The 22,580-nt window shown below is 65.1% G+C and carries 20 protein-coding genes and 1 pseudogene; 10 read left to right on the top strand and 11 right to left on the bottom strand.

From position 1 onward, the window contains the following. Positions 1 to 11: 11 nt before the first annotated feature. The 3 genes from IVB19_RS34675 to IVB19_RS34665 all read right to left on the bottom strand — a co-directional run bounded on the left by IVB19_RS34675 (position 12) and on the right by IVB19_RS34665 (position 3,592). The gene (locus IVB19_RS34675; RefSeq protein ID WP_026233943.1) at positions 12 to 1,994 is read right to left on the bottom strand and encodes a carbohydrate porin; all 1,983 of its coding nucleotides are present in this window, start codon (positions 1,992 to 1,994) and stop codon (positions 12 to 14) included. Positions 1,995 to 2,382: 388 nt separating this feature from the next. After that, entirely contained in the window at positions 2,383 to 2,646 is a 264-nt protein-coding gene (locus tag IVB19_RS34670; RefSeq protein ID WP_007597808.1) for a hypothetical protein, read from the bottom strand. A 139-nt stretch (positions 2,647 to 2,785) separates the two neighbouring features. Continuing rightward, positions 2,786 to 3,592, bottom strand: a complete 807-nt coding sequence (locus IVB19_RS34665) for a creatininase family protein (RefSeq protein ID WP_085358543.1) — start codon at positions 3,590 to 3,592, stop codon at positions 2,786 to 2,788. A 138-nt stretch (positions 3,593 to 3,730) separates the two neighbouring features. Between IVB19_RS34665 and IVB19_RS34660 the strand changes: the two genes are divergently transcribed. Genes IVB19_RS34660 through IVB19_RS34640 form a run of 5 tightly spaced genes read left to right on the top strand, consistent with a single transcriptional unit; the run spans position 3,731 to position 8,090 of the window. After that, on the top strand, positions 3,731 to 4,753 hold the full coding sequence (locus tag IVB19_RS34660) for an ABC transporter substrate-binding protein (protein WP_026233942.1): 1,023 nt from the start codon (positions 3,731 to 3,733) through the stop codon (positions 4,751 to 4,753). Positions 4,754 to 4,763: 10 nt separating this feature from the next. Further along, a complete protein-coding gene (locus tag IVB19_RS34655; RefSeq protein ID WP_085358545.1) occupies positions 4,764 to 5,594 on the top strand; it encodes an ABC transporter ATP-binding protein in 831 nt (276 codons plus the stop codon). After that, complete coding sequence (locus tag IVB19_RS34650) at positions 5,591 to 6,409, top strand: ABC transporter permease (RefSeq protein ID WP_018460086.1); 819 nt, start codon at positions 5,591 to 5,593, stop codon at positions 6,407 to 6,409. The genes IVB19_RS34655 and IVB19_RS34650 overlap by 4 nt, the downstream gene beginning before the upstream one ends. Continuing rightward, the gene (locus IVB19_RS34645) at positions 6,409 to 7,398 is read left to right on the top strand and encodes a 2-hydroxyacid dehydrogenase (protein ID WP_018460085.1); all 990 of its coding nucleotides are present in this window, start codon (positions 6,409 to 6,411) and stop codon (positions 7,396 to 7,398) included. The genes IVB19_RS34650 and IVB19_RS34645 overlap by 1 nt, the downstream gene beginning before the upstream one ends. After that, the gene (locus tag IVB19_RS34640; protein ID WP_026233941.1) at positions 7,398 to 8,090 is read left to right on the top strand and encodes an AprI/Inh family metalloprotease inhibitor; all 693 of its coding nucleotides are present in this window, start codon (positions 7,398 to 7,400) and stop codon (positions 8,088 to 8,090) included. Before IVB19_RS34645 ends, IVB19_RS34640 begins: the two co-directional genes overlap by 1 nt. Positions 8,091 to 8,157: 67 nt before the next feature. On the opposite strand, the gene IVB19_RS34635 is transcribed toward IVB19_RS34640, so the two are convergent. Further along, positions 8,158 to 9,552 carry a peptidoglycan-binding protein gene (locus IVB19_RS34635; protein WP_018460083.1) on the bottom strand — a complete coding sequence of 465 codons (1,395 nt, stop codon included), beginning with the start codon at positions 9,550 to 9,552 and terminating at the stop codon, positions 8,158 to 8,160. Between the two features lie 253 nt (positions 9,553 to 9,805). On the opposite strand from IVB19_RS34635, the gene IVB19_RS34630 reads away from it, so the two are divergent. Both IVB19_RS34630 and IVB19_RS34625 read left to right on the top strand, forming a co-directional pair. Beyond that, on the top strand, positions 9,806 to 10,180 hold the full coding sequence (locus IVB19_RS34630) for a hypothetical protein (RefSeq protein ID WP_018460081.1): 375 nt from the start codon (positions 9,806 to 9,808) through the stop codon (positions 10,178 to 10,180). 163 nt (positions 10,181 to 10,343) lie between these two features. Then, the gene (locus IVB19_RS34625; RefSeq protein WP_026233940.1) at positions 10,344 to 10,664 is read left to right on the top strand and encodes a YMGG-like glycine zipper-containing protein; all 321 of its coding nucleotides are present in this window, start codon (positions 10,344 to 10,346) and stop codon (positions 10,662 to 10,664) included. Here IVB19_RS34625 and radC read toward each other — a convergent pair. The 3 genes from radC to IVB19_RS34610 all read right to left on the bottom strand — a co-directional run bounded on the left by radC (position 10,661) and on the right by IVB19_RS34610 (position 13,732). Then, positions 10,661 to 11,374, bottom strand: a complete 714-nt coding sequence (gene radC, locus IVB19_RS34620; RefSeq protein WP_018460079.1) for a RadC family protein — start codon at positions 11,372 to 11,374, stop codon at positions 10,661 to 10,663. The genes IVB19_RS34625 and radC overlap by 4 nt on opposite strands. 101 nt (positions 11,375 to 11,475) lie before the next feature. Further along, the gene (gene map / locus IVB19_RS34615; RefSeq protein WP_018460078.1) at positions 11,476 to 12,294 is read right to left on the bottom strand and encodes a type I methionyl aminopeptidase; all 819 of its coding nucleotides are present in this window, start codon (positions 12,292 to 12,294) and stop codon (positions 11,476 to 11,478) included. Positions 12,295 to 12,415: 121 nt separating this feature from the next. Further along, positions 12,416 to 13,732 carry a mechanosensitive ion channel family protein gene (locus IVB19_RS34610; RefSeq protein ID WP_026233939.1) on the bottom strand — a complete coding sequence of 439 codons (1,317 nt, stop codon included), beginning with the start codon at positions 13,730 to 13,732 and terminating at the stop codon, positions 12,416 to 12,418. A gap of 211 nt (positions 13,733 to 13,943) precedes the next feature. On the opposite strand from IVB19_RS34610, the gene IVB19_RS34605 reads away from it, so the two are divergent. Next, positions 13,944 to 15,737: a potassium/proton antiporter gene (locus IVB19_RS34605; protein ID WP_018460076.1), complete on the top strand. Its 1,794-nt coding sequence runs from the start codon at positions 13,944 to 13,946 to the stop codon at positions 15,735 to 15,737. A gap of 337 nt (positions 15,738 to 16,074) precedes the next feature. After that, entirely contained in the window at positions 16,075 to 16,335 is a 261-nt protein-coding gene (locus IVB19_RS34600) for a PepSY domain-containing protein (RefSeq protein ID WP_018460075.1), read from the top strand. 258 nt (positions 16,336 to 16,593) lie between these two features. Here the strand turns inward: IVB19_RS34600 and modC are convergent, their stop codons facing one another. The 4 genes from modC to mepA all read right to left on the bottom strand — a co-directional run bounded on the left by modC (position 16,594) and on the right by mepA (position 19,914). Continuing rightward, positions 16,594 to 17,256 carry a molybdenum ABC transporter ATP-binding protein gene (gene modC / locus IVB19_RS34595; RefSeq protein WP_018460074.1) on the bottom strand — a complete coding sequence of 221 codons (663 nt, stop codon included), beginning with the start codon at positions 17,254 to 17,256 and terminating at the stop codon, positions 16,594 to 16,596. A gap of 2 nt (positions 17,257 to 17,258) precedes the next feature. Next, on the bottom strand, positions 17,259 to 17,954 hold the full coding sequence (gene modB / locus IVB19_RS34590; protein ID WP_018460073.1) for a molybdate ABC transporter permease subunit: 696 nt from the start codon (positions 17,952 to 17,954) through the stop codon (positions 17,259 to 17,261). A gap of 11 nt (positions 17,955 to 17,965) precedes the next feature. Continuing rightward, positions 17,966 to 18,748 carry a molybdate ABC transporter substrate-binding protein gene (gene modA, locus IVB19_RS34585; protein ID WP_018460072.1) on the bottom strand — a complete coding sequence of 261 codons (783 nt, stop codon included), beginning with the start codon at positions 18,746 to 18,748 and terminating at the stop codon, positions 17,966 to 17,968. A gap of 221 nt (positions 18,749 to 18,969) precedes the next feature. Continuing rightward, positions 18,970 to 19,914, bottom strand: coding sequence for a penicillin-insensitive murein endopeptidase (mepA, locus tag IVB19_RS34580; protein ID WP_026233938.1), 945 nt, complete (start codon positions 19,912 to 19,914; stop codon positions 18,970 to 18,972). A 459-nt stretch (positions 19,915 to 20,373) separates the two neighbouring features. Between mepA and IVB19_RS34575 the strand changes: the two are divergent. Further along, a pseudogene (locus tag IVB19_RS34575) lies at positions 20,374 to 22,542 on the top strand (putative bifunctional diguanylate cyclase/phosphodiesterase). Positions 22,543 to 22,580: the final 38 nt, after the last annotated feature.

The following is a 22,580-nucleotide window of genomic DNA, read 5'->3' as shown; positions in this document are numbered from 1 at the left end:
GCCGGAAGCGCTCAGAACTCGCCGTGTAGCCGCCCGGAAAATACCGACACCGGGCCGCGATCGGCGTTGTAGGCGGGGTTGACGATCAGCTGGTAGTCGGCGGTGAGGGTGAGACTCTTGTTCAGCGCGTAGGCGTAATAGGTTTCGAGGATGCGCTCGCGGCGGTAGTTGAGCGCGCCGTCGCCGATGAGAACACCGAGGCCGCCGGCGGCCAGGAAGTCGCGATAATCCTGCGAGATGGCATTGATGGCGCCGCCGACGCCGATCACGTCATCCGGCCGGCCCCATTTCGTGCCCTTGATCGACAATCCCGCCGACAGGCTGCGGTGAATGTCGGTGAAGGCCAGCGTCTCGGTCTTGCCGTCGTTCCAGCTCCAGCGGCTGAACAGACCGACATCGTCGGTGATCGCCTGCTCGAGGTTGAGCACGTAGCCATACTTCAGACGGCCGCGTCGGGTCTGCGCGATGTCAAGGTTGAGCGCGGGATTGTCCAGCGTCTCGCGGAAGCTGCCCATATTGGCGCTGTCGAGCCAGCCGATGGTCCTGAGCTTGCCGGGTTGGCCAAGGAGCGAGAAGCGCGTTTCGAGCTCGAGCACGTACTGGCCGCGCTCGCCGACCCTGGTGTCGAAATGATTCGAATTGGACTCGGCGACCATCAGGAAGTAGCCGCCGCGCAGCGCCCACTGCTTCTGGTTCAGCTCGGCGGTGACGCCGTAGGTGAGGCCGACCTTGTCGGCTGAATAGTCGAAGGCGCCTGGCGCCCACAGCGACCAGTTCATGAAGTCCTTGCGGGTGTCCTTGGCGTAGGCGTTGCCGTCGAACACGTCGATCACGGGGAATTTGCCGGCCTGCACCGTGAGCCTGGATACGTCGACCTTCTGTCCGAGCTGCAACTGGCCGCTCGCGAGCTCTTCCTGCTCGCCGCCAAAGCCGAATGTCTGGCGCACGAACAGGCGCGATGTGTTGTAGTGCGGATAGGGGAAGTTCGACTTCTGCGCCTCGCCGTTGGGGAAACCGGCCGCGCCGACCGTGTCGTTCAATCCAAATCCCTGCAGCAGTTCGGGATTGTAGTAGACCTCGCCGCCGTCCCACAGCTTTGCGTTCAGGAACAGGCTGTTGCTCCAGGTCGCCTTGGCCTGCCTTGATGGCGAGAGCGAATTCGGCCCGGTGTAGAGGGCGGGGAACGACGGGTAGCCTTGCGGCAGATAAGTGCTCTGGCCGTGGATCTCCCAGCGATCCGATTCGGTGTCGATTAGCGAGCCGATCCCCAAGCTCTTGGGATTGTAGCCCGGCATGCCCGGCCAATCGACCTTGCGGTTGAGGCCGAGCCGGATCGTTTGGAAGTCGAGCGACGACGAATTGTATTGGGCACCTGTGGAGAAGGCGACATTGGCGCCGTCGAAGCGGCTATAGAGATATTCGAGCCGTGCGCTCCAATGCGGCGCAAAGCCGTATTCGATGCCGGCACCCGCGATCCAGCCGGGCCGCGTGTTCAGGATTTTCGGGACTGCTTCGCCTGCGGCCGGCGTGTCGAAATAGCGCTCGCCCATCCATGCAAAGCCGCCGGTGGCGTAGACCAGCCAGGGACCGCTGGTGTAGCCGACGCGGCCGCGCAGGCTCGCAGTGTAGTCCCATTGCTGCGTGACGGTGTTGGCGGGTGTCGCCAGGAAGGACACGATCGAGTTGGAAGTGATGTAGTTCGGAAACGAAAAATCGCCTTCGACGCCGAGGAGCCAGCCGGAATTGAGCCGGTAATTGTAGCCGGCCTGCACGCCGCCGATCATGCCGCTGAAGACGCCGCTGTCGCTAATGCCTGTGCCGTCGTTCAGCGCGAAGCGCGACGAGCCGAGGCTGTAGCCGGCATGCGCACCGATGTAGAGGCCGGTCCAGTCATAGACGGCCTTCAGCGCCGGTGCCTTCAGCGGCAGATCAGCCGCGCGGCTGCTGGCGGGCAAAGTCAAGACGCCCGTGGCAATCGCCGCGGCCGTTCGCAAATACCTGTAACGGTGACCCCTCAACGTCAAAACGCACGCCCCCAAAGCGAGTGTGTCCACTCGCCGCACTATCCCTGCCGATTCGCGGCGACCCTGTCATCAGGATTAGGTGCTCCGCGATCGGTCGAGATGATCTCGATCCGGCGCGATTTCTTCCCAAGCCCCTGAGTCTCTGGAAACCTTATTGCGATTAATTCGCAGTAGCAACTAGTGCGGATTGTCGCAGGAGATGGTTCGCACCGCGATGTGACGGGACTGCAACAAATTCCAAGGTCCAAAACGGTTGACCCCGCCCGGGGACATCCGGCGGGGTCGGGGCACGACACGGGTGGATGAGGCGCCCGTGTCGGACGCGGGATCCACGTGAGATCGGCCTCAGGGACTCAAATCAGAAGCAGGTACGCACGCGGCCGACGTACTGGCCAAAGGCGTTGTACTGGGCGGCCCAGCCGCAGCGGTGATAGCCGTTGTAATAGGGATCGTTGCTGGCGGCGATCGCGGAGCCGACGACGGCGGCGGTGGCGATGCCCAGGCCGACACCGACGCCCCAGCCGAGCGGCTTGGCTTGCGCCTGCGAGGTGGTGGCCACGACGCTGCCGGTCAGGGTGAGCGCGGTGAGGGCAACTGCGAAAATCTTGGTCTTAATCGACATGTGAAACTCCATCCGGGTTGAGGCGGTCCCTTGTGGCCCGCGTACCGAGTTGGACGGAGGCTCCGCGCGTCCGGTTCGAACTCGGCAAAGGCGGAGCTCGAGTCTGGCTCTTTCCTGAATGATTCCAGAAGGATGAGCGCTAGCCGAGCGGGCCTTTTGCGAGCCTGTTCACGTCGAAGTTATCAACCTCGGCAAGCAGCTCGCAAAAAGCGCGGGCGCCCTGGTCGATCAGCTGCTCGCCCTTCGCGGCCACGGCTAGCGTCGCGTTGCCGGCGGCGCCGCTCGCGTGGAGATCCTGCGCCTGCCAGGCGAACGGCGCGGGTCGCTGCGTCGACAGCCAGCGATATTGCTGCTCCATCGCGATGCTGCTCGCGGGAAAATTCGCGATCGCATCCATGCGCACCCGATCGGGATAGCGCGCCAGCATGATCGAGGTTTCAATGGCGCCGCCGTGGATGCCGTGGCGCACTTCGTCGGCCGGGAACAGCTTGTCCGCGCCCGACAGCCGCGACCACGACGTCGTCACCACGAACAGTTTCCGATGCGCGCGAAGATCCTGCGCGACCAGCATCATGGCCGCGCTGTTGCCGCCATGGCTGGTGACGATGACGAGCTTCTTCACTCCGCGGCGCGCGACGTCCTCGCCAATCGCGGTCCATTTTTTCAACGCGATGTCAGTCGGCAGCGTCTGCGTGCCCGGATAGTCGATATGCTCGGTGGAAATCCCGATCGGTTCAACGGGCAGGAAAGTGGCCGGAGCGCGCTCGGGCAGGAGCTCGCGCACGCGCGCGAGATAGGCGTCCGCGATCAGCACGTCGGTCTCGAGCGGCAGATGCGGGCCGTGCTGCTCGGTCGCGGCCAGCGGCAGCACCGCGATCCAGCGCGAAACCTCCGCGAGGCTGGCATCGGCCCAGCGAATCTCGGTCCAATCGCGGGAAGGCGTCATCAAGGTTTCTTTGCCCGAATTTGTCGCGTAATTTAGGGTATCAGGGGACGCGGGCCAGGCCGGCTCGCGTCCCCGAATGTCTTGCGGTTTTATCGCGTTGCTTGGACATCGGCTAGAAGCGATCGACGGAGTCCCATCATGAGCCCCTCTCATCTGCGGCGAGCCTTAACGGCGGGCCTGATGGCCGCTTTCGTCTCGGTCGTCCCGGCCCGCGCCGAAACCCTGGACAAGGTCATGTTCGGCACCAATTGGGTCGCCGAGGCCGAGCATGGCGGCTTTTTCCAGGCCGTCGCCGATGGCACTTACAAGAAATACGGGCTGGACGTCACCATCGTGCCCGGCGGGCCCAACGAGAACAACCGGATGCTGCTGATCGCCGGCAAGATCGATTTCTTCATGGCCGCGAACACGCTGATGTCGTTCGACGCAGTCGCCAACAACGTCCCGGTCGTCACCATCGCCGCGGTGTTCCAGAAGGATCCGCAGGTGATGCTGACGCAGCCCGATGCCAAGGTCGCCAAGATCGAGGACCTCAAGCCGCTGACGCTGTTCGTCTCCAAGGAGGGCATGACCAGCTATTTCCAGTGGCTGAAGTCCGAATACGGCTTCAGCGAGAAGAACGTTCGCCCCTACAATTTCAATCCGCAGCCCTTCATCGCCAATCCCAAGAGCGCGATGCAGGGTTACGTCACCTCGGAGCCCTTCGCGGTCGAGAAGGCCGCGGGCTTCAAGCCCAACGTGTTGCTGCTCGCCGATTACGGCTTCAACACCTATTCGACCCTGATCGAGAGCCGCCGCGACGTCGTCGAGAAGAAGCCCGACCTGGTGCAGCGCTTCGTCGATGCCTCCATGGTCGGCTGGTACAATTACATCTACCGCGACAATTCAGCGGGCAACGCCATGATCAAGAAGCTCAATCCGGAGATGACGGACGAGCTGCTCGCCTATTCCGTCGCCAAGATGAAGGAATACGGCATCGTCGATTCCGGCGATTCGCTGAAGAACGGCATCGGCGCGATGAGCGACGAGCGCTACACCTCCTTCTTCAACAAGATGGTGAAGGCGGGCGTGGTGAAGGCGGACCTCGATTTCCGCAAATCCTATACGCTGCGCTTCGTCAACAAGGGCGTCGGCGCCGAGCTGCGCCCGAGCAAGCCGTAGCGCAGGGCCGATGTCATCAGTCCAAACGTCGGCGGGGGTCGAGACCGGCCTGACGGCTCTGGCTGTCAGCCTGCGCGGCGTGACGAAGGCCTATGACAACGGCCTGATGGCGCTCGGCCCGCTCGATCTTGCGGTGCGCAAGGGCGAGTTCATCTCGCTGCTGGGGCCGTCAGGTTGCGGCAAGTCGACGGCGCTGCGGCTGATCGCCGAACTCAGCGCGCCGTCGTCAGGAATCGTCCGGCTGGCGCGTCGTGAGGGCACACCGCAGCCAGGTCATGTTCACCCAGGTCATGGCATCGGCTTCGTGTTTCAGGAACCGACCCTGATGCCCTGGACCAGCGTGCGCGAGAATGTGCGGTTGCCGCTGAAGCTCTCAGGCGTTCCGAAGGCGGAATCGCGCGCGCGCGCCGATGAGGCGCTCGCAAGCGTCGGGCTTGCCGATTTTGCCGACGCCTTTCCGCGCGAGCTCTCCGGCGGCATGAAGATGCGGGTGTCGCTGGCGCGCGCGCTCGTCACAGACCCTGATATCCTCCTGATGGATGAGCCGTTCGCGGCGCTCGACGAAATCACGCGCTTCCGCCTCAACGACGATTTGCTCGCGCTGTGGCGCAGGCTCGGCAAGACCGTCATCTTCGTCACGCATTCGGTGTTCGAATCCGTCTATCTGTCGCAGCGCGTGGTGGTCATGACCGCGCGGCCGGGCCGCATCCAGGCCGACTTCCGCGTCGAGACGGTCGAGCCGCGTGGCGAGGAGTTTCGCACTTCAGTCGCCTATTCCGATTATTGCCGGAAAGTGTCGGCGGCGCTGGCGCCGTCCTATGCAGGGCAGTCGACGCTATGAACGCGCAAGCTTCCGTCACTGCGAAGCCGTCCGGCGCGCAACGCGCGGTGCGCTTCGCGCTACCGGTCATCGTGTTCGCGGCGGGACTGCTCGCCTGGGAGCTCGTGGTCCGGATCAAGGACATCCCGCCTTACGTGCTGCCGGCGCCCTCGGTCATATTCGCGACACTGATCAAGGATTGGGCGGTGCTGTCGCAATCGCTTGCCGCGACGCTGCTGACCACGCTTGAAGGTTTTGTCGCGGCCAGCGTCGGCGGCATCGCGCTGGCGCTGCTGTTCAACCAGTCCAAATGGGTGGAAGCATCGCTATTCCCCTATGCCGTGGTGCTTCAGGTCACGCCGGTCATCGCGATCGCGCCGCTGCTGCTGATCTATCTGGAGCAGCAGACCGCGGTCGTGGTCTGCGCCTTCATCGTCGCCTTCTTCCCGGTGCTGTCCAATACCACGCTCGGGCTCAATTCGGTCGATCGCAACCTCGCGGGCCTGTTCCAGCTCTATGGCGCCTCGCCACAGCAGACCCTGCGCTATCTCAAGCTGCCGGCGGCGCTGCCTTATATTCTCGGCGGCCTGCGCATTGCCGGCGGCCTGTCGCTGATCGGCGCGGTCGTGGCCGAGATCGCGGCGGGAACGGCCGGCGCCGGCTCCGGGCTCGCCTACAGGATCGCAGAATCCGGCTACCGCTTGAACATACCCCGCATGTTCGCAGCGCTGCTGCTGTTGTCGCTGGCCGGGATTGTCATCTATGGGGTGCTGGCGCTAGTTTCCCACCTCGTCTTACGGCGCTGGCACGAGAGCGCGCTTGGAAAGGACAACTGATGACCACCGGTTCGATTTCGTCCGAAAAGATCGACCTTCTGATTTATGGGCCGGTCCGGCCGATCCTCGAGAACGGGTTTTCCGATCATTTCGTCGTGCACAAGGCGGAGACGCGGGGCGATCTCGAGCGGCTGACGCCGGCGATCCGCGAAAAGATCCGCGGCGTGGCGGTGACCTATCACACCGTGCGCGCCGACCGGGATTCGCTGTCGCAATTGCCCAAGATCGAGATGGTGGCGAGCTTCGGCGTCGGCTACGACCACGTCGATGCCAAATACGCCGCCGAGCATAACATCATCGTCACCAATACGCCCGACGTGCTGACCGAGGAGGTCGCCGACGTCGCGATGGGGCTTCTGATCTCCACGGTGCGCGAGTTCATCAAGGCCGACCGTTATGTGCGCTCCGGTCTCTGGCAGACCCAGAACTATCCGCTCAGCGTCGGCTCGCTGCGCGACCGCAAGGTCGGCATCGTCGGCATGGGCCGGATCGGACAGGCGATCGCGCGCCGGCTCGATGCCTCGCTGGTGCCGGTGGTCTATCACACCCGCAACCCGTCCAAGGACGTCTCCTACAAGCACTACCCCGACCTGATCGAGATGGCGAAGGCGGTGGACACGCTGATGGTGATCGTGCCCGGTGGCGCCTCGACCAACAAGATGATCAACGCCGAGGTGCTGAAGGCGCTCGGCCCGCGCGGGGTGCTGGTCAACGTTGCGCGCGGCTCGGTGATCGACGAACCGGCGCTGGTCCAGGCGCTCAAGTCCGGCACCATCCTCGCGGCCGGCCTCGACGTGTTCGCGGCCGAACCGAACGTGCCGGACGAGCTCAAGGCCATGCAGAATGTGGTGCTGCTGCCGCATATCGGCTCGGCCTCGGTGGTGACGCGCAACGCGATGGATCAGCTCGTGGTCGACAATCTCAAGTCCTGGTTCTCAGGCAAGGCGCCGTTGACGCCGGTTGCCGAAACGCCGTTCAAGGGACGCTGATGGGAGTTCTTCGCGTCGTTACATTCGCCGTCGTGGCCTGCTTGGCCGCGATCGGCATCGCGCAGGCGCAGGATACGACGACCCTGAAGAAGGAGATGCCCGGGCAGTGGGAGCTCTCGACCACCGAGCGCAGCAAGACCTGCGTCGTCACGCTCAAGGCCGACGCCGCGGCGCAGGGCTTCAAGCTCGAGCTGGAGCCGGCCTGCAAGGCCGCGCTGCCTTTCACCAAGGACATCGTCGCCTGGAGCGTCAGGGGTCTCGACATCGTCCGCTTGCAGGATGCGAGCGGTGAGGCCGTGATCGACTTCACCGAGGTCGAGGCCGGCATCTTCGAGGGCCTGCGGCAGGGCGAGGGCGTCTACATCCTGCAAGACCTCGCCGCCGCCCGCTCGATGGCGAAGTCGATGGACCAGATGATCGGCGACTGGTCGATCGTGCGCGGCAACGGCCAGCCTGTCTGCGGGCTAACGCTGACCAACACGGAAGCCGGGCCGGACAATTTCCAGGTCTTCCTCAAGCCGAAATGCGATGCGGCCATCGCGCAGTTCAACCCGACGCAATGGCGGCTAGACCGCGGCCAGATCATCCTGCTGTCGAAGGCCGGCGAGGCCTGGCAGTTCGAGGCCGACGACAACGCGCAATGGCGGCGCGTCCCCGATACCGCCGATCCCCTGATCATGCTGCGGCAGTAGCGCCGCGAAACGCAATCTCGTCCTGAGGGCCCCGCCATAGGCGGGCGTCTCGAAGGATGGTGGCAGGCTACGTCGTCGGCTTGGGCGGCGGCGCTGTGCCTTGGGCCCACTTCTCCATCTTGCCGAGCACGCCCCAGGCTGTGAGCGCCAGCGAGATCGGCATCGCGAACTGGCCGAGGCCCGGCACCGCCGACACGAGCGTCCCGAGCAACCCGGCAAGGCCTCCCGCATTGGGGCTCGCCGTCACCGACGACAGCAGCGCCGTGATCAGCGAGCCGCCGATGCCGAGCGCAGTCTTCTTGCCGTCGAGCATCTTGCCGATGGTCTCGCCGAGCGCGCCATTGACCTGGCCGAGGACGGGCTTGCCGTCCCGGTTGAGCAAGGTGCCGAGCAGGTCGACGACCTGCTTCAACTGGTCGACGGGAGCGGGGCTGGTTGGGGTGAGGGTGACTGGTCCTGGCATGGGGGCTGACTTGTTGACGAGGGAAAAGAGCCGTTCGAACAGGCTGATCGGATCATTGGTGGCGGGCAGCGTATTGCCCGATGTCGTCGTTGCCGGCGTCACACCGCCGACCGGCGGCCGCAGCAATTGCGCGAGGTCCTCCAGCCGCTTCATGATCCGGGAGACATCGCCGGTCGGTCCGGTGGGGCCCGACTGCGCCGCGCGCGTGAGGGCGCCGACGGTGGCGCCGTCGAGAAGTCCGGTATCTCTCAGGCCGTTCTGCTGCTGAAACTGCGAGACCGCGGCCCTGGTCTTCGGCCCGCTGATGCCGTCCTCCGCGAGCGGCGGATTGGCGCCGAGCTTGTTGAGCGCCTGCTGCATGAGGACGATCGTCGACGCCGCGTCGTCCTCCGGCTCGGCGCGGCTTGCGAATTGCGGGCTGCCGTCGAGGGTGATCGAGGAATCCAGCGACATCATCGCATGCAGGATCACCGCGGTGCCGAGCTGGGAATCGACGTGGTTCGAATCGAACACATGATCGCGGACGAATTTTCCGGCCCTTGCCTCGGGCGGGCCATACAGCGTCGAACCGCCATAGAGATAGGGCGAGTTGCAGCCCTTGGCGTGATAGCCGAAGCCGTTGAACGCTTCGAGCCGGAACAGAATCCGCGCGATCCCCCAGTCGTGAGCGCCGACAAAATTCTCGATTCTGAAGGCGTCCACGGCGCCGTCCACGAACGTGGCAAACGGACCGCGTCCTTTCGGAACGAGCGTCGTCGCGCGATGGAGCGTTTCCCCGTTGCCGAGATAGGTGTCGAAATCGAAATTGGATTCGCGGTAGTGGCAGAGGGCAGCGAAATACCAGGGCACGCCGGTCAACCGCTCGATCTGCTGATAGGTCGCCTTGCCGTTGATGGCTTTGCGCGCGATCGCGTTCGCGTCGGAGAGGCGCGAAGGCCGGATCTCGAGATTGGCCCAATTACGCTCGTATTCGCTTTTCAGACTCTCGAATGAAATCATTTTCCGCTCCCGCAATGAATGAGTTTTCGCAACTGCGCGTCAGTCGAAATGAACCAGGTGCCGTGATCAGGGCGTGAGGCCAGCGTGATCTCCTGCAAGTCTGGCAGGCCGCCGGGGCGCCGCGTGTGAAGTGGGTTACAACCTCGCCGGGAAAATGAGCGGCAGGACCGGGATCAGGGCGGCGGTCCGCGACGGAACCGGCAGGGCCGCTGCCCCGTTAGCGACGCGAGGCAGTCTGGCCAGGGAGTCCAACATGACCACGCGCGTCCTCGCGATCGGCATCGAACCCGGCAACGCGGACTACAGCGCATTCCCGCAGCTCACGCCGGAGCTCGTGCGCAACTATATCGATGCGCAGCTGCTGCGCCTGCGCGATCTCGGTTACGAGGTCACGAGTTGCCTGATCGATCTCGATGCCGCGGCGGAAGCCGCCGTCACGGTAGCGTTGCGCGAGGAGAATTTCGACTGCATCGTGATCGGCGCGGGGCTGCGCGAGCCTCGGGAGCGTCTGCTGCTGTTCGAGAAGGTGCTCAACCTCGTCCACCGCCTGGCGCCCGACGCCGCGATCTGCTTCAACACCACGCCAGCCGACACCGCCGAGGCCGTGCAGCGCTGGGTCGATGCATGAGATGAAGCGGCCGGCCCGTGCTGCGCATGCGCCATGGTCTGAGCCGCCTTCGATCCGAGCCTCCGACGCCATAGCGTGACGCGCCGGGTCCCGAAATGGTGATTTTTCTGGTCCGAATCCGGCTGCGGCGCTATGACTCGTCTGACCACAGGGGAGGGCGAGCATGCTTCGAGGTCTTCGCATTGGAAGTTTCGCTATCGCGGCATGTCTGGCGGTCGTGATCGCGATGCCGGCTCATGAGGCGGCGGCGCAGGACGCCATTGGCGGTGCCATCCTCGGTGGCGTCGGTGGAGCGATCGTGGGTGGCGCCATCGGCGGAGGCCGCGGCGCCGCCATCGGCGCCGTCGTCGGTGCCGGCACGGGCGCTGCGATCGCCTCCGAGGGCGAACGCCGCCGCTCCGGCTATTACGCCTATCAGCGCGGCTGCTACGCGCAGCGCCGGGACGGCTCCTATGTCCCGGTCGATCCGCGATATTGCTACTAGATCAGCCGCATCCCGCGCAAACTCGCATGCCCGCTCTTGCCGACGATGATGTGGTCGTGCACGGCGATGCCGAGCGGTTTTGCGATGTCGATGATCGCCTTGGTCATCTGGATGTCGGCCTGCGAGGGCGAGGGATCGCCTGAGGGGTGGTTGTGCACCAGGATCAGCGCGGTCGCGGACAATTCCAGCGCGCGCTTGATCACCTCTCGCGGATAGACCGGGGTGTGATCGACGGTGCCGGTCTGCTGCACCTCGTCGGCGATGAGCTGGTTGCGCTTGTCGAGGAACAGCAGGCGAAACTGCTCTTTGTCGGCGAACGCCATGCTGGTGCGGCAATAGTCGATCACTTCGTTCCAGGACGACAGCGCGTTGCGGCTGTTGACCCCGCCCTTGGCGACGCGATGCGCCGCCGCCGCGAGCAGCTTGAGCTGGTGGATCGCGGACTCGCCGACACCGTCTACCTCGCGCAGGCGCGCCACCGGCGCGTGCACGACCTCGGCGAACGAGCCAAAAATTTTGATCAGCGACTTCGCCAGCGGCTTGGTGTCACGCCGCGGCAGCGCCGAAAACAGTGCCATCTCCAGCAGCTCGTAGTCGCTGAGCGCGTCCGCACCCGCGCTGTAGAAGCGCTCGCGCAGCCGTTCGCGATGGCCGAGATAGTGCGGCGCTTCTTCGGGCTTGCTCTTGTCGTGGTCGGTCTTGGCGGGCATCGGCCGCCAGCATTGCCGCGGATAACCGTTTTTGCAACCGTCAATTGCGGCGGCAAATCCGTTTCACGCCAGCCGGCGAATGCGAACGTCAGCCGCCGGGATCACCCGATCTGCTTCTCGCCGTGCCGCTCCGACAGCGTGAAAATCTCGACGCCGGTGGCGGTGACGCCTACCGAATGCTCGAACTGCGCCGATAGCGAGCGGTCGCGAGTCACGGCGGTCCAGCCGTCGGAGAGGATCTTCACATGCGGCTTGCCGAGATTGATCATCGGCTCGATTGTGAAGAACATGCCGGGCTTGAGCTGCACGCCCTCGCCGGGCCGGCCGATATGGATGATGTTCGGCTCGTCGTGGAACATGCGCCCGAGGCCATGGCCGCAGAAATCGCGCACCACGCTCATGGCTTGCGGCTCGACGAAACTCTGGATGGCGTGGCCGATGTCGCCGGTGGTGGCGCCGGGCTTCACCGCGGCGATGCCGCGCATCATGGCCTCATAGGTCACCTCGATCAGCCGCTCCGCCTTGCGTGCGATCGGGCCGACTGCATACATCCGGCTGGAATCACCGTACCAGCCGTCGACGATGAAGGTGACGTCGATGTTGACGATGTCGCCCTCTTTCAGCGGACGGTCGCCGGGCATGCCGTGGCAGACCACGTGGTTGAGCGAGGTGCAGGTTGAATAGCGGTAGCCGCGATACATCAGCGTCGCCGGATAGGCATTGTTGCTGAACGCGAAGTCGCGGACGAACTGGTCGATGCGGTCGGTCGGAACGCCGGGCCCGACGATGTCGGTGAGCTCGTCGAGGCACTTCGCCACCAGCGCTCCCGCCTTGCGCATGCCGGCAAAGGCGCTTGGTCCATGCAGCTTGATCTGCCCGGTCTTGCGGAGCGAGGTATCGGTAGCTTCGACGTAGCTCATGCGGGCGCAATCTTCTGGGGTGGGCTCGATATCGGCGGAAAGGCTTGATTTCGCGCCCAATTTAATGATTGCGCGCCTTCATGCAAGTCAGGCCTGCCCTGCCTTGCGCCTGAAAGCGGGCCTAATTCGGGACTTCCATGATGGTTTCCACCGGCAGGGCGCCGCCGCGGACGCGGATTTCGCGAACCGGGTAGGGAACCCGGATGCCTTCGCGCTTGAAGGCGTCCCACAGCGCCAGCATCACGTCGCTCTTGACGTTGTCCATGCCGTCGGGGTCGGCAATCCAGAAGGTGAGCGAGAACTTCATCCCGGCTTCGGCGAACTCGGTCAGGATGGAATTCGGCGGCTTGCCCTTCTGCGCGCGCGGGTGAGCGGCCGCGGTCTCGGCGGCGAGCTTGCAGACCAGCCGCGGGTCGGCGTCGTAATTGGTGCCGAAGGCGATCTTCACCAGCGTGTTCTTGTCGGTGTAGGTCCAGTTGACGACCTTCTGCGTCACCAGATCCTCGTTCGGCACCAGGAATTCGCGGCCATCGCCGGCGGCGACGGAAATATAGCGCGTCTTCATCGCGCTGATCCGCCCGGTGTTGTCGCCGATGGTGACGAGATCACCGGGCTTCACCGATTTGTCGGCGAGCAGGATGATCCCCGAGATGAAATTGGCGACGATCTTCTGCAGGCCGATACCGATGCCAACGCCGACCGCGCCGGAGAACACCGCGAGCGCCGAGAGATCGATGCCGACCGTGCCGAGCGCGATCACGATCGCGACCGCAAGCAGGCCGATGCGGATGATCTTGACCAGCAGCACCTGCACCGATGGCGTCAGATCTGTGGTCGAGTTGATCCGGCTCTCGGCGAAATTGCTGGCGATGTTGGTGAGCCAGAGCGCGATGAGCAGCAGCGCACCCGCCTTGATCACGAGCAACGGCGTCAGCCGCAGGCCGCCGAGCACGATGGCGAAAGAGTCGAGCAGGTCGACCGTCGCATCGAGCTGGCCGAGGATCGAGAGCGCCGCGACGAACCAGGCCGTGATCGACACCAGCTTGACGATGAAGGCGTTGCGCAGCACCGAGGTCAAGAGCCGGATCGCGAGCCAGGCCAGCCCCAGCTTGGCGGCGACCATCAGGAGATAGCTGCGGCTCGGCCAGGTCGCGTGGTACATGACCACGCGGGAGACGATCACGAGCAGGGTGAAAACCGCCGTCGAGGCGCTGGAGACCATCACCCGGACGAAGTGCCGGAGCGGCAGCGGCCAGCGCATCGCCAGCGAGGTCATGTCGACGCGGCTGCGAACGGCGGCTTCCGCGGCATAGGCGATGCCGGCCGCGGCCAGAATGAGCCCGAATTGCAGGTAGAACCAGGGCGAGGAGATTTCCGCCCCGACGCTGCGCGCGGTGGTCTGCACGAACTCCATGAAGTCTTTGAGGTCCATGTCTATCGGTCTCGTCGGGGAGCGGGCGGGAGGCGTTGATTCGAGCGCGCCGGAGAATCCCACAAAGGGCGCGGCCGGACCACCGATACACCGCCAAGTGAAGTGCGTTAAGGCCGCAAAATGCGGGCAGATTGCCGCGAGCGGGAGAAAATGGGTTGGCGTGGGAGTCCGCCGACGATAAGGATGCAATTCCAGCGATTTCGTACCCGGAAGGTGGATGGCTTCCCTCGACAGTGTCAGCCTCGCCATATTGCTCGGTGCCGTCCTGGTGTTGGCCGGGATCCTGTCAAGCCTGCTTGCGCTGCGCTTCGGCGCGCCCCTTCTGCTCGTCTTCCTCGCGATCGGCATGCTCGCGGGCGATTCCGGTCCCGGACAGCTGCAGTTCGACGACGTCCGAACCACCTATCTGGTCGGCTCGGTCGCGCTCGCCCTGATTCTGTTCGACGGCGGCTTGCGGACCCGCTTTGCCAGCATCCGCACCGTGCTCGCGCCTTCCATGGTGCTCGCGACCGTCGGCGTGCTGCTGACCTCGCTGATCACGGCGCCGTTCGCGAAATATGCGCTCGACCTCAACTGGACGGAGTCGCTGCTGGTCGGCGCCGTGGTGGCCTCGACTGACGCGGCCGCAGTGTTCCTGCTGGTGCATACCCAGGGCCTGCGCCTGCGCCCGCGCGTCGGCGCGACGCTGGAGGTGGAATCCGGCACCAACGATCCCTTCGCGATCTTCCTGACCCTGATGCTGGTCGAGTACATCTCGCTGGGAACAGGCACGGCCGCGCATGTGCTGATGGAGTTCGCCCAGGAGGCCGTGCTGGGCGCCGTCGTCGGGGTGATCGGCGGGCGTCTGGTCGTCATCGCGCTCAATAAGGTCGCGCTGCCGCAGGGCCTCCATGCGCCGTTTGTCACCACCGCCGCGCTCGTCATCTTCGGCGGCTCGCAGATCATGCATGCCTCAGGCTTCCTCGCGGTCTATCTCGCCGGGATCATCATCGGCAACCGCCCGACCCGCGCGCATAATTCGGTGGTGGCCTTCCTGGACGCCGCGACCTGGCTGGCGCAGATCGTGATGTTCGTCCTGCTCGGCCTGCTGGTCTCGCCGAGCCGGCTCGGCGGCAGCGTGCTGCCGGCGGTCGGGATCGCATTCGTCCTGATGCTGCTGGCGCGGCCGATCGCCGTGTTCGTCTGCCTGGCGCCGTTCCGCTTCAACTGGCGCGAAAAGATCTTCATCGCCTGGACCGGCCTGCGCGGCGCGGTCGCGATCTTCCTGGCCTCGATCCCGATGCTGGTCGGGCTGTCGAAGGCCTATCTCTATTTCGACGTCGCCTTCGTCGTCGTCATCATCTCGCTCCTCCTGCAAGGCTGGACCCTGGGGCCGGCCGCGCGCAAGCTGCACGTGGCGCTGCCGCGCGCCGAACGCGGCCCGCGCCGTGTCGAATTGGACTTGCCCGGCCAGCTCGAGCAGCAGCTCGTCGGCTATCCGGTGCGGTCCAAGAGCCTGTATTTTCGCCGCGGCCTGATCCCGTCCTGGTCGAAGCCGACGCTGGTGATCCGCAAGGAGAACATTTTGACGCCGGCGGAAGCCGAGCCGATCGCGCCCGGCGATTACATCTATCTGCTGGCGCCGCCGGAAAAGGCCGAATCGCTTGACCGCTTCTTCGTCGACATGCAGCCGAGCTCAGCGCCGGACCCGCATCTGCTGGGCGACTTCATGGTCTCCGGCGAGCACACGCTCGCCGAGCTCGCGGAGATCTACGGCGTGGAGGTCGGCGAGGACGAGCGCGGGCACACGCTCGCTGATTATTTCGACGTCCATCTCGACCGCGCGCCGAAAGAGGGCGCGGAGCTCGTGCTGGATCCGATCGTGCTCGTGGCGCGCTCCATCTCCGGTGGCCGAGTCAACGTCGTCGGCCTGCGCCTGCCGGAAGACGAGGAAACGCCCGCGCCGCTGACGCGCAGGCAGGTCCTGCGGCGCAAGCTGGCGGATCTGTGGAGCTCGGTGGCTGGGGTTTAACGCCACATCCGCGTTGGCGGTCATTGATGAAGCGCACGTCTGCTTCTTCGTCGTCCTGGCCTAGTGCGCAATTGCGCACAGGCGCCAGGACCCATACCCACCGTCAGCTGTTTTGCGAAGGCTGGTGGTGACGATCTGGCCCACCCACTCTCCTCTCTGGGGTAATGGGTCCTGGCTTTCGCCGGACGACGGCGGAGAGCGATGGCGACAACGCTGGAACCGCCCCCAAATCGCCGCAACCGCCGAAGATTTGCGCGTCTTCGTGACCGCTGCTCCCGGAACGCTCCGCGATGCCGCTCGTTCTTAGCGGCGTAAACGCATCCGACAGGAGTAATCCATGCGAAAGCTCATCTTGCCGGCCATCGTCGCGATCGGGCTCGGATCGGCCGCGCCCGCGATGGCCTATGACACCGGCGATCAGATCTCGATGCAGGTCGCGCTCGACGTCGCCACCGACATCGGCGTCATGACCGTCTCGCACACCGAGTTCCTCGGCGACGAATGGCAGATCGAAGGCCGTGATCGCGCCGGCCGCTGGATGGAGGTCGATGTGGACGCGCGAACGGGTGAGGTGCGCAACGTCGATCGCGGCTGGTAGTGGCGGGTCTCGGTAGCGGTGTCGGCGAGGATCACTCGGCCGGCACCGCCACCATCCAATGCAGCGCGATCGCCGCTCGCGGTACGATCCATTACCCCGGGGAGTAGTTTTGCGAACACCGGCAGTTACGTTTTCTTCGCTGGTACGCACACCACCTGCCGCTGATAGATCACGCGGTATGGGTCCTGGCTTTCGCCAGGACGACGGCGGAGGGTGGGCCGGCGGCTTGCCTCATCCGTTGCCTGCTCAACGGACCCCTCACGTCAGCACCTTCACCCCGCCGAACGACGTCACGCGGCCCTGCTTCAGCATCACGATCTGCGTCGCGAGCTGGCGCAGCTCGGCGACGTCGTGGCTGACATAGACCATGGGGACGTTGGCCTCATCGCGCAGCCGCACCAGATAGGGCAGGATCTCCAGCTTGCGGCCCTCGTCGAGCGCGCCGAGCGGCTCGTCGAGCAGCAGCAGGCGCGGCCGCGACAGCAGCGCGCGACCGAGCGCGACGCGCTGGCGCTCGCCGCCGGAGAGCTTTCCGGGGCGGCGACCCTGCAGCGCGCCGATGTCGAGCAGCTCGATGACGCGCTTGTGCTGCGCCGGATCGGGCGCGAGGTGGTTCATCCGCCTGCCATAGTCGAGATTTTGCGCGACGTTGAGATGCGGAAACAGCCGCGCATCCTGGAACACATAGCCGATGCGGCGGCGCCAGGTCGGCACATGAATGCCGGCCGCGCTGTCGTCGACCGTCTCGCCGTCGATCACGATGGTGCCGCGGTCGGGCCGCAGCAGCCCCGCGATCATGTTGACCAGCGAGGTCTTGCCGGCGCCCGACGCTCCGAACAGTCCGATGACGCGGCCTTCGCTCGCGAAGGACGCGGACAGCGAGAACTCGCCGAGCTGCTTTTCGATGTCGACGCGCAGCATGGTCAATTCCCGTGCAGGCGCGCGGTGGCGCGGCGGGCGAACCATTCGGCCGCGATCAGCGCGCCGAGCGCCAGCACGATCGAGACGATCACGAGCCGTCCCGCGGCGGCGTCGCCGTCCGGGGTCTGGATCAGCGAATAGATCGCGGACGAAATCGTCTGGGTCTCTCCGGGAATGTTGGAGACGAAGGTGATGGTCGCGCCGAACTCGCCGATCGCCTTGGCAAAGCCAAGCACCATGCCGGCGAGCACGCCGGGCAGCGCCAAGGGCAGCGTCACCGTGAAGAACACTTTGAAAGGAGTGGCGCCGAGGGTCTCGGAGGCCTGCTCGAGCCGGCGGTCGATCGCCTCGATCGACAACCGCATCGGGCGCACCAGCAGCGGAAACGCCATCAGGCCGCAGGCAAGCGCGGCACCGGTCCAGCGGAAGGCGAATACGATGCCGAGATGGTCCGCCAGGAAAGCGCCGACGAGTCCGCGGCGGCCGAAAGTGAGCAGCAGCAGATAACCCGTGACGACCGGCGGCAGCACCAGCGGGAGATGCACCAGCGCATCGAGCACCGACTTGCCCCAGAAATCACGCCGCGCGAGCAGCCATGCCAGCGCAATGCCGAACGGCGTTGCCACCAGCGTCGCGATCACGGCAACCCTGAGCGAGAGCAGGATCGCGGTCCATTCGGCGGGAGAGATGTCGAGCATCAAATCGCAAATTAAGTAGAGGGGCTGATCAGGAACTTGAAACCGTATTTTTCGAGAATGGTCTTGGCGGCGGTCGAGCGCAGGAAGGCGAGATAGTCGCTTGTGTCGCCCTTTGCCGTCGCGGTCGCAGCGACGGGATAGATGATCGGCGGATGCGAATCCGCCGGGAAGGTGCCGACGATCTTCACGCCGGGCTCGACCTTGGCATCGGTGGAATAGACGATGCCGAGGTTGGCCTCGCCACGCGCGACCAGCGTCAGCGCGGCACGCACGCTCTCGGCCATCGCGAATTTCGGCTCCGCCGCCTGCCAGGCGCCCAGGCTCGTCAGCGCCGCCTTGGCATATTTCCCGACTGGTACGGACTTGACGTCGCCGGTCGCGATCCTGCCGTCGCCGGCGAGTTTTGCGAGGTCGAACCCCTGCCCGATGGGGACGTTGTCGAGCCTGGAATCCTTCGGCGCAATCAGCACGATGCTGTTGCCGAGCAGATTGACCCGGGTCGGCTCGTTGATAGTCTTCTTGGAGATCGCGTAATCCATCCAGTCGGTGTCGGCGGAGACGAATACATCGGCCGGCGCGCCCTGCTCGATCTGCCTGGCGAGCACGGAGCTTGCGGCATAGCTGACGATGAATTTGACGCCGGTCCTGGCGGTGTAGGCGGCGTCGACCTCGTCGAGCGCGTTCTTCATCGAGGCGGCCGCGAACACGGTGATGGTCTTGTCCTCGGCTCCAGCAGGCGAAAGGCCCGCGGCCAGAAGGAATAAAGCTGAAAAAAGCACGGAAAGGCGGGACATCGGCAGCGCTCCATGCGCGCGCTCAGGGCACGCAAGGCGGCGCGCGCAAGACGGCGTGGGTTGAATGAGGCTTGCGACCGGCGGAAGCGCTGTTCCGGCAGGCCCGACGGACTTACGGTCCGGCAAGCGATCGCTGGGTCATCATAACAGGGTGGCGGAACAGGTCAAAGGCGACGGTTCGCATAGCGCCAACCAGGAATTCGTCATCCTGGCGGAGAGTTTTACGGCTTCGCATTGCCCGCGTGCAGCACGGCCTTGCACGCCGCCGGCATCTGCGCCAGCGTCATCGGCGGTTTCGGCTTCGGGGGCTCCGGCGGGGGTTTGGGGTGCAGCACGCCGTCGCTGAACCAATAGGCGAGATCGGAGGGCTTGCAGCCTTCGTCCTCGGATTGCGACGGCTGGCCCTCGCAGTCGCTCGCGCCCGCCGGGCAGTGCATGCGGATGTGGAAGTGATAGTCGTGGCCCCACCACGGCCGGATCTTCGACAGCCAGGAACGGTCGCCCTTGGCCTCGCGGCACAGCGCCTTCTTGATCGCGGCATTGACGAAGATGCGCTGCACCGCCGGCTCCTGCGCCGCGTCGCGCAGCACCAGCACATGGCCCGGCGTGAACACCTTCGGATCGATGTCGAGCCGGTCCGGGCGCACCATCATCACCGCCGACATGTCCTCGCGCTCCTCGCGCGATAAGCGATGGTCAGGCATCGGCGTCAGCCAGATGTCGGCATCGAGGCCGATCTGGTGGCTGGCATGGCCGGACAGCGCCGGCCCGCCGCGCGGCTGGGCGATGTCGCCGACCAGGATGCCCGGCCATCCCGCGTCCTTGTGCGCTCTTGCCGCAAGCCGCTTGATCAGCGCGATCATCGCGGGGTGACCATAGCTGCGGTTGCGCGACAGCCGCATCACCTGCCAATTGTCGCCGTTGAGCGGCATCTGCTCGGCGCCGCCGATGCAGCCCTTCACATAGGAGCCGATGACGTGCGCCGGTCCCTTCGACGGCAGCAGCTTTCGCGCGAACAGCTCCTTGGCGCCGATAGTGGGATCGTTTGGATTGGCGAGCGGCGGCAGCGGCTTTGGGTTGACGCTGCCCTTGTCCTGGGCCAGCGCGTCGCCGGCGGCCAGGAGCGTCATGACGAGCAGGAGAGGGGCGAGGCGGCGGGGACTCATGTTGACATTCTTATAACCCAACACAGCGTCAGGGTTAAGGAACAGTCCTTCCGCTGAAATATCGTCTCGAAGTCGTAGTTCCCGGTGCGTCGGCCGGCCGGTTTTTAACAATGCGATAACCCTCTCATGCATTGACCAAAATTCGTGCGTGGGACGCGTACTCACCCCCTTCTGCATGCAAGCGCGCGGGATCCCGGAAATGATTCAAGGCAGCGCGCAATTTTGCGCCATCTCGTTCTCCGATGACGACAATGCGATGCGCTTGGAGCGCCCATCGGCACGGCCGCGCCTTGCAAACGGGCAATGAGGGCTGTTTTGTCGAGACTGCCAGACCGTGCGTCCCATCGCCATGCCACCCAGGATTACCTTTTTTTCAGACACTTGCCCCAAGAGTTGCGGGGCTGGGTGCGACTGGGACGAGTGAAGTTGAGTTTGGGGTTTCGAAAGCCGAAAAAGCGAATGGGCAGCGTGCTCGGCGGCCTGCACCCGCGCAAGCCGCGCTTTGCGCGCCCCTCATCTTCCGTCCGAACGCGACGAAGTTCTGCGCAGCCGTGCCGAGGCTGAGGCCGCGATCGCGGAAGCGCGCAAATCCCATGAGCGCCTGCGCCAGGCCATCGAGATCCTGCCGCAAGGCATCGTGTTTCTCGACGCCGAGGGCCGCTACGTCCTCTGGAACAAGCAATACGCGGAGATCTACAGCAAGACCGCCGATCTGTTCGAGGAAGGCGCGCGCCTCGAGGACACGCTGCGCATCGGCGTCGCCCGCGGCGACTATCCCGAGGCTGCCGGCCATGAGGAAGAATGGATCGCCGAGCGGCTGCAAAGGCTCTATCAGCCCGGCGCGCGCCACGAACAGAAGCTGGCGGACGGCCGCGTCATCCTGATCGACGAGCGGCTGACCGACGACGGCGGCGTCGTCGGCCTGCGCGTCGACATCACCGAGCTGAAGCAGCGCGAGGCCTCGTTTCGCCTGCTGTTCGACGGCAATCCCGTCCCAATGATCGTCTGCGCGCTGGACGATGAGCGCATCCTCGGCGTCAACGATGCCGCGGTCGCCCATTACGGTTACAGCCGCGCCGAGTTCGAGCGGCTGACGATCCGTTCCCTTCAGGCTTTCGACAGTGAGCCGCCCTGGACCGCCGATGCGGCCGGCGAGGAGCAGGCCGGACGCACCTGGAAGCACGTCAGGGCCGACGGCGCCCTGATCGACCTTGCGATCTATTCGCGCGAACTGATCTATGCCGAGCGGCCCGCGGTGCTGCTCGCGCTGATGGACATCACCGAGCGCAAGCGCGCCGAGGCGCGGCTCGCCTTCATGGCCCAGCATGACGGGCTGACCGGTCTGCCAAACCGCAATCTGCTGCGCCAGCAGGTCGACGAGATGCTGCTGCATACGAGGCGCAGCACCGACAAGGTCGCCCTGCTGATGCTGGGGCTCGACAATTTCAAGGCGGTCAACGACACGCTGGACACGCGGTCGGCGACAAGCTGCTGCGTGGCGTCGCCAAGCGGCTGCGTTCGACCTTGCGCGAGAACGACGCGCTGGCGCGGCTGAACTCGGACGAGTTCGCCATCGTGCAGAGCGGCCTGACGCGTCCCGAGGATGCGGTGCTGCTGGCCAAGCGCCTGCTCGAAGCCATCGCCGATCCCTATCTGCTCGACGGCCATTCCGTGGTGGTCGGTGCCTCCATCGGCATCGCGATGGCGCCGGGCGACGGCGACGATTCCGAAAAGCTGCTCAAGAGCGCCGACATGGCGCTGTCGCGCGCCAAGCTGGATGCGCGCGGATCGTTCGCGTTCTTCGAGGCGGCGCTCGATGCGAAAGCGCAGACCCGCCGCAAGATCGAGGTCGAGCTGCGCGACGCCATTCAGAACGACGTGCTGCGGCCGTACTATCAGCCGCTGATCGACCTCCAGAGCGGCCGCATCACCGGCTTCGAGGCGCTGGTGCGCTGGCCGCATGCCGAGCGCGGCATGGTCTCGCCGGCCGAGTTCATTCCGGTCGCGGAAGAAACCGGGCTGATCAATCCGCTCGGCGGCCTGATGCTGCGCCGGGCCTGTCACGATGCCGCGACCTGGCCGGACGACGTCCGCGTCGCCGTCAACCTGTCGCCGCTCCAGTTCCGCAGCGGCAATCTGCTTTCGGTGGTGACGGATGCGCTGAAGCATTCCGGCCTGCCGCCGCGGCGGCTCGAACTCGAGATCACGGAGACGCTGCTGCTGGAGAAAAGCGCCCAGGTGCTGGCGACGCTGCACGCGCTGCGCGCGCTCGGCGTGCGCATCTCAATGGACGATTTCGGCACCGGCTATTCCAGCCTGAGCTATCTGCGCAGCTTCCCGTTCGACAAGATCAAGATCGACCAGTCCTTCGTGCGCGATCTCGGCGCCAATCGCGAGGCACAGGCGATCATTCGCTCGATCGTCAGCCTCGGCAAAGGCCTCGGCGTCACCATCACCGCCGAAGGCGTCGAGACCGAAGCCGAGCTGAGCTGCCTCCGCACTGAGGGCTGCGACGAAGGCCAGGGCTTTCTGTTCAGCAAGGCCCGGCCGAATGCGCAGATCATCAGCCTGCTCGCCGCGCAGCGCGGCATCGACGGCGTAGGCGAGGACGCCGCGCTGGTGGCCTAGGGTTAAGGTGCTGACCTGTTGTCTTGCGTCTCGAGATG

It is taken from the genome of Bradyrhizobium sp. 187 (assembly GCF_023101005.1).
Classification (GTDB): domain Bacteria; phylum Pseudomonadota; class Alphaproteobacteria; order Rhizobiales; family Xanthobacteraceae; genus Bradyrhizobium; species Bradyrhizobium canariense_D.
Note: the sequence above shows the minus strand (reverse complement) of the source record. Positions and strands in the feature narration are given on the sequence as shown.